General features: G+C 65.1%; 17 protein-coding genes. 5 read left to right on the forward strand and 12 right to left on the reverse strand.

Going from position 1 to position 15,594, the window contains the following annotated elements:
* Positions 1–62 precede the first annotated feature (62 nt).
* The 5 genes from JQ603_RS08900 (at position 63) to JQ603_RS08920 (ending at position 4,752) form a co-directional block, all read left to right on the forward strand.
* Positions 63–1,346: an amino acid ABC transporter substrate-binding protein gene (locus JQ603_RS08900; protein ID WP_212338372.1), complete on the forward strand. Its 1,284-nt coding sequence runs from the start codon at positions 63–65 to the stop codon at positions 1,344–1,346.
* Positions 1,347–1,450: 104 nt separating this feature from the next.
* Entirely contained in the window at positions 1,451–2,332 is an 882-nt protein-coding gene (locus tag JQ603_RS08905) for a branched-chain amino acid ABC transporter permease (RefSeq protein WP_212338375.1), read from the forward strand.
* Positions 2,329–3,288, forward strand: coding sequence for a branched-chain amino acid ABC transporter permease (locus JQ603_RS08910; RefSeq protein ID WP_212338378.1), 960 nt, complete (start codon positions 2,329–2,331; stop codon positions 3,286–3,288). The genes JQ603_RS08905 and JQ603_RS08910 overlap by 4 nt, the downstream gene beginning before the upstream one ends.
* Positions 3,285–4,025 carry an ABC transporter ATP-binding protein gene (locus JQ603_RS08915; RefSeq protein ID WP_212338381.1) on the forward strand — a complete coding sequence of 247 codons (741 nt, stop codon included), beginning with the start codon at positions 3,285–3,287 and terminating at the stop codon, positions 4,023–4,025. Before JQ603_RS08910 ends, JQ603_RS08915 begins: the two co-directional genes overlap by 4 nt.
* 37 nt (positions 4,026–4,062) lie before the next feature.
* Complete coding sequence (locus tag JQ603_RS08920) at positions 4,063–4,752, forward strand: ABC transporter ATP-binding protein (RefSeq protein ID WP_349630718.1); 690 nt, start codon at positions 4,063–4,065, stop codon at positions 4,750–4,752.
* Positions 4,753–4,776: 24 nt separating this feature from the next.
* On the opposite strand, the gene JQ603_RS08925 is transcribed toward JQ603_RS08920, so the two are convergent.
* The 12 genes from JQ603_RS08925 to JQ603_RS08980 are packed head-to-tail and all read right to left on the reverse strand — an operon-like array spanning position 4,777 to position 15,588.
* The gene (locus tag JQ603_RS08925; RefSeq protein WP_212338387.1) at positions 4,777–5,403 is read right to left on the reverse strand and encodes an FMN-dependent NADH-azoreductase; all 627 of its coding nucleotides are present in this window, start codon (positions 5,401–5,403) and stop codon (positions 4,777–4,779) included.
* Between the two features lie 3 nt (positions 5,404–5,406).
* Positions 5,407–6,981, reverse strand: coding sequence for an isochorismatase family protein (locus JQ603_RS08930; RefSeq protein ID WP_212338389.1), 1,575 nt, complete (start codon positions 6,979–6,981; stop codon positions 5,407–5,409).
* Between the two features lie 21 nt (positions 6,982–7,002).
* On the reverse strand, positions 7,003–7,851 hold the full coding sequence (locus JQ603_RS08935; RefSeq protein WP_027557068.1) for an MBL fold metallo-hydrolase: 849 nt from the start codon (positions 7,849–7,851) through the stop codon (positions 7,003–7,005).
* Between the two features lie 30 nt (positions 7,852–7,881).
* Positions 7,882–8,766 carry an amidohydrolase family protein gene (locus JQ603_RS08940; RefSeq protein WP_212338391.1) on the reverse strand — a complete coding sequence of 295 codons (885 nt, stop codon included), beginning with the start codon at positions 8,764–8,766 and terminating at the stop codon, positions 7,882–7,884.
* Positions 8,763–9,884, reverse strand: coding sequence for a vWA domain-containing protein (locus JQ603_RS08945; protein WP_212338393.1), 1,122 nt, complete (start codon positions 9,882–9,884; stop codon positions 8,763–8,765). Before JQ603_RS08945 ends, JQ603_RS08940 begins: the two co-directional genes overlap by 4 nt.
* The gene (locus JQ603_RS08950) at positions 9,881–10,762 is read right to left on the reverse strand and encodes an AAA family ATPase (RefSeq protein ID WP_063694533.1); all 882 of its coding nucleotides are present in this window, start codon (positions 10,760–10,762) and stop codon (positions 9,881–9,883) included. Before JQ603_RS08950 ends, JQ603_RS08945 begins: the two co-directional genes overlap by 4 nt.
* Before the next feature lie 10 nt (positions 10,763–10,772).
* Entirely contained in the window at positions 10,773–11,795 is a 1,023-nt protein-coding gene (locus JQ603_RS08955; RefSeq protein ID WP_091887626.1) for a xanthine dehydrogenase family protein molybdopterin-binding subunit, read from the reverse strand.
* Between the two features lies 1 nt (position 11,796).
* Complete coding sequence (locus JQ603_RS08960; RefSeq protein ID WP_212338395.1) at positions 11,797–13,389, reverse strand: xanthine dehydrogenase family protein molybdopterin-binding subunit; 1,593 nt, start codon at positions 13,387–13,389, stop codon at positions 11,797–11,799.
* A gap of 12 nt (positions 13,390–13,401) precedes the next feature.
* Positions 13,402–13,878: a (2Fe-2S)-binding protein gene (locus JQ603_RS08965; protein WP_212338397.1), complete on the reverse strand. Its 477-nt coding sequence runs from the start codon at positions 13,876–13,878 to the stop codon at positions 13,402–13,404.
* Positions 13,879–13,884: 6 nt separating this feature from the next.
* Positions 13,885–14,703, reverse strand: coding sequence for an FAD binding domain-containing protein (locus JQ603_RS08970; RefSeq protein WP_212338399.1), 819 nt, complete (start codon positions 14,701–14,703; stop codon positions 13,885–13,887).
* 1 nt (position 14,704) lies between these two features.
* Positions 14,705–15,148 carry an SRPBCC family protein gene (locus JQ603_RS08975; protein WP_212338401.1) on the reverse strand — a complete coding sequence of 148 codons (444 nt, stop codon included), beginning with the start codon at positions 15,146–15,148 and terminating at the stop codon, positions 14,705–14,707.
* Positions 15,149–15,150: 2 nt separating this feature from the next.
* Entirely contained in the window at positions 15,151–15,588 is a 438-nt protein-coding gene (locus JQ603_RS08980) for an SRPBCC family protein (protein ID WP_011086163.1), read from the reverse strand.
* Positions 15,589–15,594 lie beyond the last annotated feature (6 nt).

The raw sequence follows: 15,594 nt of genomic DNA on the forward strand, positions 1-15,594 counted from the left end.
GACGCCGCCGCAAAACAATACAATCACACCAAGCAACAACGACCTAGGGGAGAGAACTGCCAATGTCGAAGAAGGTCTCCAAGCCAGGATCGATTTCCCGCCGCCGGCTGCTGGCGACTGCCGGCGTAACGCTCGCTGCCTCGCCGTTCGGCGCCAAGCTGGTGCAGGCGCAGCAGACGCCGATCAGGATCGGCATGAGCATGCCGCAGACCGGCGGTCTTGCAGGTGGCGGCAAGGCCTCGCTGCTCGGCATCGAGATCTGGCGTGACGACGTCAACGCCAGGGGCGGGCTGCTCGGAGGCCGCAAGATCGAACTCGTCGTCTATGACGACAAATCGAGCGCGTCGGAGACGCCGGCGATCTATTCGAAGCTGATCGATGTCGACAAGGTCGACCTCTTGTTCGCGCCCTATGCTACCGTGCCGACGGCGCCGATCATGCCAATGGTCAAGCAGCGTGGGCTTCTGCTGATGGGTAACTTCTCCTTCCAGGTCAACAGCAAAGTCGGCCATGACATGTGGTTCAACAATGCGCCGTGGGGACCGGCTGACAGCTGGGCCACTTCGTTCCTCGATATCGGTCAGAGGGCCGGCGGCAAATCCATGGCGTTGCTGGCCGCCGACCAGGAATTCGCGCAGAATCTGGCGAAGACCGCGCGTGAAGTCGCAGCGAAGCGCAACCTGCCGATGGTATTCGACCAGGCCTATCCGCCGAACACGGTGGAGTTCTCCAGCATCATCCGCGCGCTCAAGGCATCCAAGCCCGACATCGTCTATATCGCGTCTTATCCGCCGGATTCGGCGGGCATCCTGCGTGCCGTGAACGAGATCGGGATCGGCGACAACGTCAAGGTTTTCGGCGGCGGCATGGTCGGCCTGCAGTTCGGCGCCGTGATGGAGAATATGGGATCGCTGCTCAACGGCGTCGTCAACTACAACACGTGGCTGCCCGAAAAGAGCATGTATTTCGAGGGCACCAAGGAGTTCTTCGACAAGTACACAAAACGTGCCGTCGAAGCCAAGATCGATCCACTCGGCTATTATCTGGCGCCGTTCGGCTATGCCAGCGGCCAGCTCATCGAGCAGGCCATCAACGCGGTGGGATCGCTGGAGCAGAAGGCACTCGCAAAATATCTGCGCGAAAACACCCACAAGACCATCGTCGGTCCGATCGCGTTTTCACCTGATGGCGAGCGCAAGGAAACTGCGGTGCTGCAGGCCCAGTTCCGCGGCGTCGTGGATAAGAACATGGAGCAGTTCCGCAGCTCGGGCAAGCAGGTGATCCTGTTCCCGGAGAACCTGAAATCCGGCGAGTTGGTCGCTCCGTTTGAGGCCGCGCGGAAGTAAGCTGGATATCGCGAGACGGCTCGGTAAAGATCGTCCCAGGATCGGCTACCCCGGCACGAGTTGATCGGGGAGTCGATCTCAAAGCGGGTCAAGGGGGATCTCAATTGTTTTCATTTGATCTGCTGCTCGATGCGGTGGTGATCGGGGTGCTGCTCGGCTGCTTCTACGGCGCGGTCAGCCTCGGATTGTCCGTGTCGTTCGGGCTGCTTGACGTCCCCCATGTGGCGCATCCGGCGTTTCTGGTGCTGGCGTCCTACGCGGTGTATTTCCTCAACGAGCATTATGCCGTTGATCCGCTGATCGCCGGGCTCCTGATCACACCGGTATTCTTTCTGCTCGGGCTCGTGGCCTATCGCTTGTACTACGAAACGTTCGAGAAGCGAGGCAGCGACGCCGCGGTGCGCGGCATCGCCTTCTTCTTCGGCGTCGCCTTCATCATCGAAGTGCTGATCATCCTGCAATTCGGCGTCGATCAGCGCTCCGTCACCGCCGACTATGTCGGCAGGGCCTGGCGGCTCGGCGATATCCGCATTCCGTACCGGCTCCTGGTCGCCTTTGTCGTCGCGACCGCACTGACCGTCCTGCTCACGCTGTATTTGTCGCGGACCTTCATGGGACGCGCCATCCGGGCGGTCGCGCAGGACCAGGAGGCGTTGCGGTTGATGGGCGCCAACCCGATCAGGATCAAGCAGTGGGCGTTCGGCATCGCCACGGCCGTGCTCGGGATCGCCGGCGCCCTGCTCATCATCGTCGCTCCTGTCGATCCGACACTCGACCGTGCCTATATCGGGCGTACATTCTGCGTCGTTGTGATGGCGGGGCTCGGCAGTATGGGCGGCACGCTCGTCGCCGCCATCATTCTCGGTGTTGCCGAGACGATTGTGCTCACCATGTTCGGCGCCTCCTGGGCTCCGGCGATTTCCTTTGCGATGTTGCTCGGCGTTCTCGCCGTAAGGCCGCAAGGCCTGTTTGGCAGGCGATCATGACACGCAACAGCATTGCTTTCTGGACCGGAGCGACCGTCTTTCTCGTCGCGGTCTTTGTGATGACACAGGTCGTCGGCAACCAGTATCCATTCTTTGCCGGCTACGTCATCCTGCAGTTCATCGCGCTTGCCGTGGCATGGAGCATCCTCGGCGGTTATGCGGGCTATGTAAATTTCGGCACCAGCGCGTTTTTCGGCGTCGGCGTCTATGCCGCGGTCTTCCTGGTCAAGGCCTTTGGCGCGCCGCTACCCCTGCAGATACTGACTGGCGCCGCGATCGGTGCGCTCATGGGGTTTGCGCTCGGTCTCTTGACGCTTCGCATGCAGGGCATCTTTTTCTCGATCGCGACGATTGCGCTGACGATCATCATCGAGACGACGATAACAAATTGGCGATACGTCGGCGGAGCAGCGGGTATCCAGATCCAGCGGCCGGCGGTGATGGCGCCATTCGACAATTATGTGCAGATGCTGTTCTTCGTCCAGGCTCTCCTCGTGGTTCTGGCGGTTGCGATCTCGCGCTACATCCAGAACTCATGGATCGGCCGCGGCCTGCAGGCGCTGAGGGACGACGAGCTTGCGGCCGAATGCACGGGCGTGCCGACCTTGCGGTTGAAGCTGCTGGCCTGTGTGATCTCAGGGGCGCTGATGTGCGCCGTCGGCGCGCCGGCGGCGATGTACCTGCAATATGCCGACCCTGCGTCCGCGTTCAATCTCAACTACTCCGTCACGACACTCGCGATGTCTCTGATCGGCGGAACCGCGCATTGGTCCGGACCGATCATCGGCGCGATCCTGCTTGGCACAACGCAGCAATTGCTGACGGTAACGATCTCGTCGGAAGTCAATGTGCTGGTGCTGGGCGTGATGCTCGTGCTGTTTGTCGTGGGCGCCCCGGAGGGCATCATCGGCCTGATCCGCAAGCTGCGCGGCGACCGCAAGGAGGGCGAGGTATGACGCTCTCAGGAACCCAGTCGCCCCTGCTGCGGATTTCGTCGCTCACCAAGCGTTTCGGCGGGTTCACGGCGCTCCACAACGTGAGCGTCGACATTCGGCCCGGCGAACGGTTCGGCCTGATCGGTCCGAACGGCTCGGGCAAGACCACGCTGATCAACTGCATTTCCGGCGCGTTTCGTACCGAACCCGGCACCGTCCTGTTTCGCGATGAGGACATCACGCCGCTGCAGCCGCATGTGCGCACGCGCCGCGGCATCGCCCGCAGCTTCCAGATTCCGCGACCGTTCAGGAGCATGACGGTCGCCGAAAATCTCATGGTCGCGCTCGATTTTGCCGCGCACGAGCACGTCTCGGTGGCGCAGCGGCGAGACACCATGATGTCGATCCTCAATCAAATGGGCCTCGCCTCGAAGGCCAACGTCTCGGCCACGCAGCTTAGTCAGGTGGAATTGCGCAAGATGGAACTCGCGCGTGCAATGGCGACGCATCCGAAGCTCCTGATTTCGGACGAGGCCATGGCAGGCCTCTCCAGCTCGGAAGTCGACGAGGTGCTTGACCTGCTGCTCAGCCTTGCAAGCCGGGACATCACCATCATCATGATCGAACACATCATGCAGGCCGTGATGCGCTTCTCCGAACGCGTCATGTGCCTCGACGCTGGCCGAATCATCGCCATCGGCACGCCATCCGAAGTCATGGCCGACCAACGCGTGCAGGAGGCTTACCTTGGCACTTAGCCTCGCCATCAACGATCTTGATGCGGGTTACGGCGCCGTGAAGGCGTTGCGCGGCGTTTCGCTCCATGTCGAGGCCGGCGAGACCGTTGCCTTGCTTGGCACCAATGGCAACGGCAAGAGCACGCTGATGAAGTGCATCGCGGGCCTGGTGCGGCCGCAGCGTGGGGCCATATCGCTTACGATCGACGGTACGGCGCACGATCTGTCCCGTCTGTCGGCCGAAGACATCGTCGAACTCGGCGTAGCGATGGTTCCAGAGGGACGGCGTTTGTTCCCCCGGCTGACCGTGCTCGAGAACCTGATGCTCGGCGCGTTCCGCAAGTCAGCCCGGCGCAGTATCGACCGCAACCTTGCGATCGCTTTCGAAGCATTTCCCGTCCTCGAGGAGCGGCAGGGGCAGCTCGCGGGCACGATGTCGGGCGGACAACAGCAGATGCTGGCGATTGCGCGCGCCCTGATGTCGTCACCACGCCTGTTGTTGGTCGACGAACCTTCGGTGGGTCTCTCGCCGCTACTGGTCTCGCAGACCATCACCAAGATCGGGGAACTCAATCAAAACCTCGGCCTGACCGTGCTGATGGCGGAGCAGAACTTCAATCAGGCGATCCGGATCGCGAGCCGCGGCTATATCATCGTGCATGGTGAAATCGTCGTGGCGGCCGCTTCGGTCGACGAATTGAGGGGCAACGACATCGTCAAGCGGCTCTATCTTGGCGGCGCGGCGTAATTGCTCGCTGAGGCACCGAAGTGCCTAGAAGGTCGCGGCCATTGCAGCGAGGCGCTGATAGGCCCTGTCACGGGCGGCATCGATCGGCTGCTGCGGTCCAGTGGTTGGACCGATCAGCATGAAACGGACATTGCTGATTCCAACAAAGCGCAGGATTTCCCGCAGGTAGGGCGTTGCCATGTCGATGCGGCCGCGGTTCATGCCGGTGGCAAAATCGCTGCCGCTGGCGATGATCACCAGTGTCGGCCGATCCTTCAGCAGCGGGAAATATCCCTGGGACGGATCGAACCGAAAGGTGAGCCCGGGCTGGACGATGACGTCGAACCATTGCTTGAGCTTGTAGGGAATGCCGAAGTTCCACATCGGGGTCGAGATCAACACCCGATCGGCGAGCGAAAAGCGCAGCGCCATGCGCTCGGCTTCGGCAAAGCTGTCGCGTTGCGCCTCGGTGAAGGCCTGAGCTTTCATGCGCGCATACTTGGCCTCGACGATGGGACCCGTGAATTCCGGCATGCGCTCACGCCAGAGGTCCACGACATCGACGTCCCAATCCGGCCGCGCCTGGCGGAAGCGATCAAGGAAGACGTGTGCGCCGGCCGTCGAGACGGACTCGGCGCGGGGCGAGCAGGACAGATGCAGGAGCTTTGCCACAGCTCATCCCAGCGCTCTGACGACGGTATCGGCCCTGGTCACGACCGCGACGTTCTGCATGGCAAAATTGATCGAGGCGTTGTGCCAGTCGGCGTTCATGGTCGAGCAGCAATCCTCGGGCACGATCATGAAATAGCCCTTGTCGGCGCCGGTGCGCGCGGTGTGTTCGACCGACATGTTGGTCCAGGCGCCGGTATTGATGATCATGTCGCGGCCGGTCGCTTTCAGGATCGTCTCCAGCCGCGTGCCCTCCCAGGCGCTCATCCGCATCTTCTCGACGACGAAGTCGCCGGGCCGCGGCTCCAGGCCTGAGACCGGGGCCGCGCCCCAGCTTCCGCGCACCATCGCCTTGCTGTCGACGAGGCCCTCGAACAGCGGGGCGTTGAGCGTGACGCCGGGCGCGCCGGGCTCGACGATGAACCAGACATGGATGATGGGGACGCCGCGGGCGCGCGCAGCTTCCGCAAGACGCCGCACATTCTCCACGACGTGCTGTTGCTTGGCGTGCCCCGGCGCGCCTGACTCGGCGAACGCGCCGCCGTCCATGATGACGTCGTTCTGGAGATCCTGGATGATCATGGCGCAGCGCTGCGGATCGAGCCTCATCTCGCCCTCGGTGAGGACAGGCGAGGCCGGAGATGGAGCCGGGCCCGCTCCGCTGCCGGCGCGCCTGCCGCTCATATAGGGCTCATGGCGCGGACCGACCTTGGTCGGGATCGCGTACACCGAATGCGTCGAGGTGAGATAAAGCGAGCGGAAATCCGGCCCTCCCCAGGCGAGGTTGGCGACCAGCTCCGGCACACGGACCTTGCCGAGCAGCTCGCCGCGCGGCGAATAGACCCAGACGCCGCCGGGTGCGGTGACCCAGACATTGCCGTGCTGGTCGCACTTCATGCCGTCGGGCAGGCCAGGCTCGAGTTCGGACTTGATGCCACTCGCGAACACCCTCGCATTCGACAGCGAACCGTCGCCGTTGACGTCGAACACGCGGATCAGGGCCTGTACGGTGTCGTTGACGTAGAGCAGCGTCTCGTCCGGCGAGAAGCACAGCCCGTTCGGCTGATCGAACAGGTTTCGCTCGACCACGAGCCTGGGTTCGGCGCCGGGCACGACCCGGTAGACGCCCTGGAAACCGAGCTGGCGCGGTCGCTCGACGCCATAGACCGGCATCCGGCCATACCAGGGATCGGAGAAATAGATCGCGCCTGAGCTGTGCACACACACGTCGTTCGGGCTATTGAGTTCCTGGCCGCCGAAATGCGAAGCGAGTACCTCACGCCGGCCGTCCGGACGTTCGCGGACGAGCGACGAGGTCGCGTGCTCGCAGACGATCAAATTGAGGTCGGCGTCATAGGTCATGCCGTTGCATTTGTTCGAGGGACGCTTGACCTCGGCGACGCCGCGCCGCGCGTCCCAGCGCCGGCGCACGTCAGCGGGCATATCCGAGAACAGCAGGTATCGATCGACCGGATGCCAGATCGGCCCTTCCGTGAAGTCGAAGCCGGTGCCGATCTGTGCAACGGGAGCGTAGGGGTCGATCAGGCTCTCGAATTCGCTTCGCAGGGTGACATGCGTCATCGGTCTATCTCAAAGATCATCTCAGGCCGGGAACCAGTTGCGCTGCGGCAGGGACTGCACGATCGGTCCGGGGACCTGATCGTGCAGCCGCCCGACGACATTGCCGCCTTCGATCTTGGCAGGCCGATCGTGGACGGGAAGCAGATAGCGCGAACTGCTCAGCAGCTTCTTGATCGCGGCCTTTTCCGCACGCTTGCTGGTGCCATGATTGCCGGTGGTGCGTGGCTCCCAATCGTGGATCTCGTGGAAGGGTGTGACAATCTGGTCGTTGAAGTCGTAGATCACGTCGCCGCAGATGGTGGCGATGCCATCGGCGGTGTGGACGATGATGTTCATCGATCCCTCGGTGTGGGCGTTGGCGGCATCGCAATAGACGCCGGGCATCAGCTCGATCGGGCCGGTGATCTCCAAGTCGAGGAAGCGCAGCGCGCTCTTGGTGTGCAGGCGGTCGATCAGGTGCTTGATGTCGGGTGCTGGATATTGCGGATGCATCAGGCCGGAGACGGAATATTCAAGCTCCTTGCGGTTGACGACGACGGTCGTGTTCATCGGGAACAGGTCGTCCTTGCCGGCATGGTCGATGTGCAGATGGGTGTGACAGACGAAGCGCACGTCGCCCATGCGCACGCCGTGGCGCGCGAGCTGGTTCTCGATCATGTGCTCATGGTACTGCAGCCCGCGCATCCCCAGCGTCTCCATGATCTGGTTGGAGCGGTAGCCGGTGTCGACCACGACCGGATAGGGGCCGCCGAGGATCAGGAAGCCGAGGGTGAGGACGCGGCGGGTACGGCCGCAGTCGCGGCCGAGCACCAGGAAGCTCGATTCCAGCTCGATATCGCCATAGTCCAGGATCTTGATCTCCAGCGCCATTCGTTGCCCTCCTGTCTCGTGTCTTGTCTGTCAAAGCCGATAGACGCGCGTCGCCGTCGCCCTGAAGATCGCGTCCTGCTGCTCCGCACTGAACGGGGTGGCAGCTGCGCGAAAGGCACTAACGAGATCGCGATAGCTGGTCCACAATTTCTCGATCGGGAAATTGGAGCCGAACAGGCAGCGCTCGGCGCCGAAGATTGCAACGGTGTCGGTGAGCACGGCGGCGATATGCGCGGGATCATTGCGATGGATGAAGGTGCCGAGCCCGGACAGTTTTGAGACCACGTTCGGACAGGCCGCGAGCCGGGCCATTCCCGCACGCCAGGCCGCACGGCCCGCCGGCGAGAGATCCTCCAGCATGCCGGCATGCTGAAGGACGATCGTCACCTTGGGGCAGGACTCCGCCAGCAGTGCGGCATCCGGCATCTGCGGCGTGAAGACCTGCAAGTCGAAGCTCCAGCCGTAATCGGCGAGATGCGCGACGTTGCGGCGGATCACGGGATCGGCGCAGAGATCCGGACGAGCCGCGAAGCGGTACAGCGGGTTCTCGTGCCAGTGCAGCTGCATGCGCACGCCGCGCAGCAGCGGATAGCGTTTGAGGCGGTCGAGCTGCGGGCGTACGTCGTCGGCTGCGAAATTGGCGTAGGCGACGATGGCATGCGGCCAGCCGTGCTCCTCGGCCGTGCGCTGCACCCAGGCGGCTTCCTCCTCGAAATGCTCGGGCGCCCAATTGGTCTGCACATAGACGGAGCGGGCAACGCCGGTGACCTTGAGATCGGCGAGATACTCCTCGATCGGATAATCGCGGCGGATCGGCTCGTAAGGTCCGAAGATGCGCGGCTGCATGGGGCCGGTCAGCCAGGGCAGGTCGGCCTGCCGCCAAATGTGATGATGGCCGTCGACAATATCGTTCACGCAGCTCTCCTTCGTCCCTGTGCCAGTACATGGGCGACGATCGAGGAGCTCGATCCGCCGTCCACGAGATCGTCGACGAACCGCTCGATGGCGACGAGCGCTTCGGTCTGCGGGCGGAAGCCCGGTCCTGTCGCGAGCGGCGTCAGCCAGCTCAGGCGCCAGGCCCGCCGCGCCAGTTTCGCGACTGCGTCGCGAAGCGCGTCGGGCTCGCCGCGTTCGAGTCCATCCGACACGACGACCACGGCGGCGCCGCGGGCATAGCCGCCGAACCGCGGGACCGCGAGGAAGGCTTGCAGCGCGTCGCCGATGCGGGTGCCGCCGTCCCAGTCGCTGACCAGATGCGCCGCGGCGTTCAACGCCTGCTCGCGGCGCTTCAGCCGCAGCGCGCGGGTGACACGGGTCAGCCGCGTGCCGAAGGTGAAGACCTCGACATTCGGCGCCGCCTGTATCAGCGCGTGCGCGAGCTTCATGTTCTCCTCGGTGCGGCTCTTCATCGAGCCGGAGACGTCGATCAGCAGCAGCATCTTGCGCGAGCGCTGGCGCCGCTTCATGTGGCCGAGCCGCAAAATCTCGCCGTCGCTGCGGACGCTGTCGCGCAGGGTGCGGCGGAGGTCGGCAAAGGGGCCGCGGCGGGCCCGCATGCGACGGTGCCCACGCCGCCGCGGCAGGCGTCGCGGGGCTTCGCGCGCCAGGCGGCGGAGCGGATCGGAGGTTGAGAGCTGGCCGAAACTGCGCTCGACCAGCGCTTCGGTGCGCGTCGCGGTCAGGCCGGACTCGTTGGCGTCATCGGAGAGCAGGGGCTCCTCGTCGCCGCGGCCTTCCTCCTGGAGACGGACGGTCTCGTCGTCCTCGCCCTCGTCGTCGCGCGCAATGGCCTCGCTGCCGCGGAAATGAAGGTCGAACAGCCGGTCGAAGGTGGCGCGCCGCTCGGGCGGTGGGGCGAGCGTGGCGAGCGCAGATTGCCTGATGTCGTCGAGGTCGCGCGGACCGAGCAATGCGATCGCGGCGAGAAAGGCGGTGGTCTGCTCCGGCGCTACGGCGAAACCGTTGGCACGCAGCAGCGCGACGAACGAGACGAAGATGCGCGCAGCGCGCGGGAGCTGCTGCTCGGTGCTCATGCGGTCGCCTCCGCGAGCATGGCATCGAGCCGGGGGGCGATGAAGTGCAGGTCCTCCTCGTCCTTCAGCGCGACGCCGATCGAGCGCTTGAAGGCGTCGGGCCAGCGTGCGCCGCCCTTGTTGAGGAGCGTCGCGGCCTCAGCCCAGTCGACGGCCTCGGCGATGCCGGGCGCCTTGCTCAACGGCTCGCGCCGCAGCTTCTCGACGGCTGCGACGACGGCGCGGGCCGTGGCTTCGGCGACGCTGGATGCGCGCATCATGATGATCCGCGCCTCCCGCTCGGCGGTGGGATAGTCGATCCAGTGATAGACGCAGCGGCGGCGCAGGGCCTCGTGCAGATCGCGCGTCCGGTTCGAGGTCAGCACGACCACGGGACGCTCGGCCGCGCGGACCGTGCCGCGCTCGGGGATGGAGATCTGGAAATCGGACAGGAATTCGAGCAGGAACGCCTCGAACTCCTGGTCGGCCCGGTCGATTTCGTCGATCAGCAGCACGGTTGAATCGGGCGCGCGCAGCGCCGCCAGCATCGGCCGCTCGATCAGGAAGGTTTCGCCGTAGATGTCGATACTGTCGTCGCCGGCCTGGCGGATCGCGAGCATCTGGCGCGGGTAGTTCCATTCATAAAGCGCGGCAGAGGCGTCGATGCCCTCGTAGCATTGCAGGCGGATCAATTGCCGGCCGAGCACGGCGGCGATGGCCTTCGCCGCTTCCGTCTTGCCGACGCCGGGCGCGCCTTCCAGCAGCAGCGGTTTGCCGAGGGCAAGGCCGAGATAGGCGGCGGTCGCGAGCCCTTCGTCGGCGAGGTAATAAGCCGCCCGCAACGCCTTCTCCAGCGCCTCCGGGCTGTCGATACCGACGATGTTGCTACGAACGGCCACGGTGTCTCCCTCAGCGCCGTGCCTGCGGCCGTGCGCCGCCTTGGGCTTTGATCGCCCGCAGCACCTTTTCCGGCGTGATCGGCAAATCGTCGATGCGCACGCCGACGGCATTGAAGATCGCGTTGGCAACGGCGGGCAGTACCGGGTTGGCGCACATCTCGCCGGGCCCCTTGGCGCCGAACGGACCGTCAGGCGCGGGCCGTTCCAGCACGGCGATATCGTGCGGGCAGATGTCGCCGGGGCCGGGCATCAGATATTCGACGAAGTCGCGGGGCCCGTGAGCCGGGTCCGGGTAATAAGGCTCGGGCGTCTCGTAGAGCGCGTGGCTGACGCCCATCCAGGCGCCACCGACGAGCTGCTGCTCGACCAGGCGCGGGTTGAGCGCGCGGCCGAGCTCATAGGCGGAGTCCATGCGGACCATCGCGACCTCGCCGGTCTCGTCGTCGACCTCGACTTCGGCGACGAGGCAGGCATGGGCGTAGCAGGTCGCCGGCGACATCTCACCGGTCTCGGGATCGACATCGGAGAGCGGCACGAGGAAGATGCCGCGTCCGGAGATAGTCTTGCCCTGCTTGAATTGCGCTGCGATCGCGACGTCCTTGGTCGAGATCGAGCGGTGCGGCGCGCCCTTGACGTGGATGTTGCCGCGGCCGTCGGTTTCGAGATCGGCGGCGTTGACCTCGAGCTCCTCGGCCGCCGCCTCCATCATCACGCCGCGTGCCTCGCGGGCAGCGGCCATCACGGCGTTGCCGACGCGATGGGTGCCGCGCGAGGCGAACGAGCCCATGCAATGCGGGCCGGTGTCGGAATCGGCGGTGTCGACATAGACGTCCTCGACCGGCACGCCCAAGGTCTCCGCGCAGATCTGCCGCGTCACCGATTTCATGCCTTGGCCGAGATCGATCGACGACAGCGCCACGGTGAACTTGCCGCTCGGGTTGGAATGCACCAGCGCCTGGCTCGGATCGCCGCCGAGATTCATGCCGATGGGATAGTTGATTGACGCCATGCCGCGTCCGCGATGCCTGGTCATCTCAGCGTCTCCTTGTTCCGAACACGGATGAGAAGCGGGTCGTGCCATGCGAGGGCGCTGCTGGCCGCGGCGAGGGGGGCGGCGGAGCGGGCGGTGGCGGCTCGCGCGGCGGTTCGCGGGTGACAGTGGGCGGAAGCCGGTCATAGCTGGTGCGCTGCTGCGCCGGAGCCGCAGGCCGGCTGCGCGAATCCGTGGGCGTCGGCGGGATCACGGCGCGGCTACCGCCGCCATCCTTGCGCGAGGAGGCGCGCTTGAACTCCTCGCGGATCGGCCACTTTGCCTTTTCGGCCGCGACCTGGACGCATTCGATCAATGCTGTGTTCTTGGCCTCGCGCCGGTGCGCCTTCATGTCGCCGTCGCGATAGGCGTTGAGGATGCGGAACTCCATTGGGTCCATGCCGACGAGGTTGGCCAGCTTGTCCATCTGGCACTCTATCGCAAAATCCATTGCGGTGACGCCGAAGCCGCGCATTGCGGTGGCCGGCGTCCGGTTCGTGAAGACGCAATAGACGTCGCCATAGACGTTCGGGATGGTATAGGGGCCCGGCAGATGCGCGGCGCATTTCACCGCGGCGTAGCTCGACAGCCGTGTATAGGCCCCACTATCGAAGTAGGCGCGGATCTTGCGCGCGACGATGCGGCCGTCGCGCATCACGCCGTCCTTGATGTAGATGCGTTCGGCGCCGCGCGGCGGGCCGTACTGCATCTCCTCCTCGCGCCCGAACACGTAGCGGACGGGGCGCCCGGTCAGCATCGCGCCGAGGATCGCGAGCGGCTCGGTCAGAGTGTCCACCTTGCCGCCGAACCCGCCGCCAACGGTGCCGCCGATGAAGTGGAATGTGTTCGAGGGCACGTCCAAAATCTTGGCGCAGGTGTCGACCGAGAAGAACAGCGCCTGCGTCGAGGTGTAGACGACGTAGCGGCCGTTGGTGTCGGGCGCGGCGATCGCGCCGTTGGTCTCGGTCGGCGCGTGCTCGATCGGCGACATCTGGTAGCGCTGCTCGAGCACGTGGTCGGCGATTGCAAGCGCCGCGTCGGCATCGCCGAAGCGCAGGCGCTGGTGATCGTAGACGTCGTGATAGATGAAGGCGTTCTTCGGATAGGTTTCGTTGACCACAGGCGCGCCGGGCTTCAGCGCGTCCTCGACGTCGAGCACGGTCGGCAGCGGCTCGTAGTCGACCTTGACCTTTGCGATCGCCTCGAAGGCCTCGCGCTCGCTGTTGGCGACGATGGCGACGATCGGCTCGCCCTTGTAGCGCACCTTGTCGACGGCCAGCGACGGCTCATCGTCCTTGCCGAAGTTGATGAGGCTGAGCAGCGTGTTGAGGTTGACCGGTACGTCGGCGCCGCGGATGATCCGCCGGACACCCGCCGAGCGCTCCGCGTCCGCGGTGTCGATGCGGCGGAGCCTTGCATGCGCATGCGTCGAGCGCACGACCTTCAGGTGCAGCATGCCCTGAAGTTTATGATCGTTGAAATAGCTGGATGTGCCCGTGACATGGCCGAGCATGTCCTGGCGCTGGGTGCCCTTGCCGATCTCCTTCAGATTATCGTCGCGCTCGTCGGCGAAAATGTCCTTGCGCAGTTCCAGCATGGTCGCGTTCCCTTACGCGCTGACCCGGCCGCCTGCGGCGGCGAGGATGGCGTTGATGATCGGCTCGTAGCCGGTGCAGCGGCAGATGTTGCCGGAGATGGCTTCGACGACCTCGTCGCGGCTCGGCGCGGGGTTGCGGTCGAGCAGCGCCTTGGCGGCCATCAGCATGCCCGGCGTGCAATAGCCGCACTGGGCGGCGAAATGGTCGGCAAAGGCGCGCTGCAGCGGATGCAGGTTCGGGCCCTGCTTCATGCCGTCGAGCGTTTCGACCGAGCGGCCCGCGACCGTTTCGGCCAGTGTCAGGCAGGACAGGTGCAGCTCGCCGTCAACAAGCACGCTGCAGGTGCCGCAGCCGCCCTGGCCGCAGCCGAATTTCGGTGTCATGTCGCCGATCAGCTCGCGCAGCGCCACGAGCAGATTGGTGCCACCATCAACGAAGATCGCGACGTCGCGGCCATTGTGACGAAATTGCAGGGGGACCTTCGACATGGCGGTCTATTCCTGTCCCGACAGCAGGCGCCGCAGATGCACGCCGACGATCTCGCGGCGGTACCAGGCGCTGCCGAGCGCGTTGTCGGATGGCGATGTTCCTTCGGTTGCCGCCGATGCGGCGGCCGCGATCGTCGCGGCATCCAGCGAGCGGCCCTCGAGCGCGCGCTCGGCGGCGCGGGCGCGGATCTGTGTCGGGGCCATCGAGCCCAGCGCGATCCGCGCGCCCGCGATCCGTCCACCGCTGACGGGCACATGTGCAGCCAGCGTGATCACCGCGCCGCCCTTCGGCTTGATGCGCGCGATCTTGCGATAACGGAAGGCGTCTGCGCTGGCCGGCCGGGTGCACGAGACCGACAGCACCAGCGTGCCGGCCTGCCGGTCGCGCCCCTGCAAGAACTCTTCGATCGGGATGTCGCGCGCGCCGAAACCGCCTTGCACCGCGATGGTGGCGTCGAGCGCCAGCAGCGCCACGGTGAAATCGCCGTAAGGAGTTGGCGCAAACAGATTGCCGCCAACCGTTCCCATGTTGCGTAAGGCGGGACCGCCGATCGAGCGGGCAGGGGCGTGCAGGAAGGCGAGGTCGCGCTCGGCGAGCACGCGCGCGAAGGTGACGCCGGCGCCCAGCGTCACGCGCGGGCCGGAGGCATCGATCCGGGTCAGCGCCTGATCCTGCGCGCGAACGATCGTGGAGATCGAGACATCGCCTTCGTTCAGCGCCCGCATCACCAGCGTGCCGCCGCCGAGGTAGCGCGCGCTACGGTCCGAGGACAGCGCTCCTGCCGCCTCGCTCGCATTCGCAAAGGTCTTTACCGTCACGGCCATGTTATTTGGCCTCCTTCAGATGCCGGCGGATCGCTTCGAACCCGGCCTGATAGATATCTTCCGCGACCATGTGGTTGATGCGGTCCCGGTCCTCGGATCTGGTCGTGAATCGCGACTCCCAGTGCCAGAAGGTGCGGTCGCCGTCGGTCACGGGCAGCAGGCGGACATGGGCGACGTAGTTGAACATCGGGATCGGCGTATCGAGCAGGCAATAGCTGAAGGTCTGTTCGAGGTCGGACAGGGCCAGCAATTGCTCGCGCAGCTCGGAGCCGTCCTTCAGCTTGAACCGCCTGACGCAGCCGATCTTGTCGGCGGACTGCGCGCGCTCGATGCAGGAGGTCGCGACCGCCGGATGCCAGCGGTCATGCCCGTTGAAATCGCGCAACACGTCCCACACCGCGTCGCTCGGCGCGTTCAGGATCGTGCTCTTGACGACATGCGGCACGGCTAGCCTCCAAACACACGCTTCAGCGCGTCGAAGCCGCCTTGGAACACGCCGCCGCCGATGTTGTTGACGAGCTCGGTCTCGCGCTCCGGCGCGCAGTCGAACTCCGCGGTCCATTCCATGAAAGTCTGGTCGCCATCGGTCACGGGAGTGAGCCGCAGCGTCGCAACGTAGTTTTCGACTCCCATCGGCGATTCCAGGATCGAATAGGTGCAGAACATGTCGTAGTCGGAGAGGCCGAGCAGCTTTTCGCGGATGCGGTCGCCGTTGCGCAGGCGAAAATCTCGCACACAACCGATCTTGTCGGAGGGCTCGCCACCCTCGATCCGGCTCTCGGCGATCGCCGGGTGCCAGTTCGGCAGGCCGTTGAAATCGCGCACCCGCGCCCAGACGCGATCGTTGCGGGCGTTGACGACGGTGGAGACGTAGACGCGGGCCATGATCTC

Origin of the sequence: Bradyrhizobium liaoningense (assembly GCF_018130825.1) — a bacterium.
Taxonomy (GTDB): Bacteria; Pseudomonadota; Alphaproteobacteria; order Rhizobiales; family Xanthobacteraceae; genus Bradyrhizobium; species Bradyrhizobium liaoningense_B.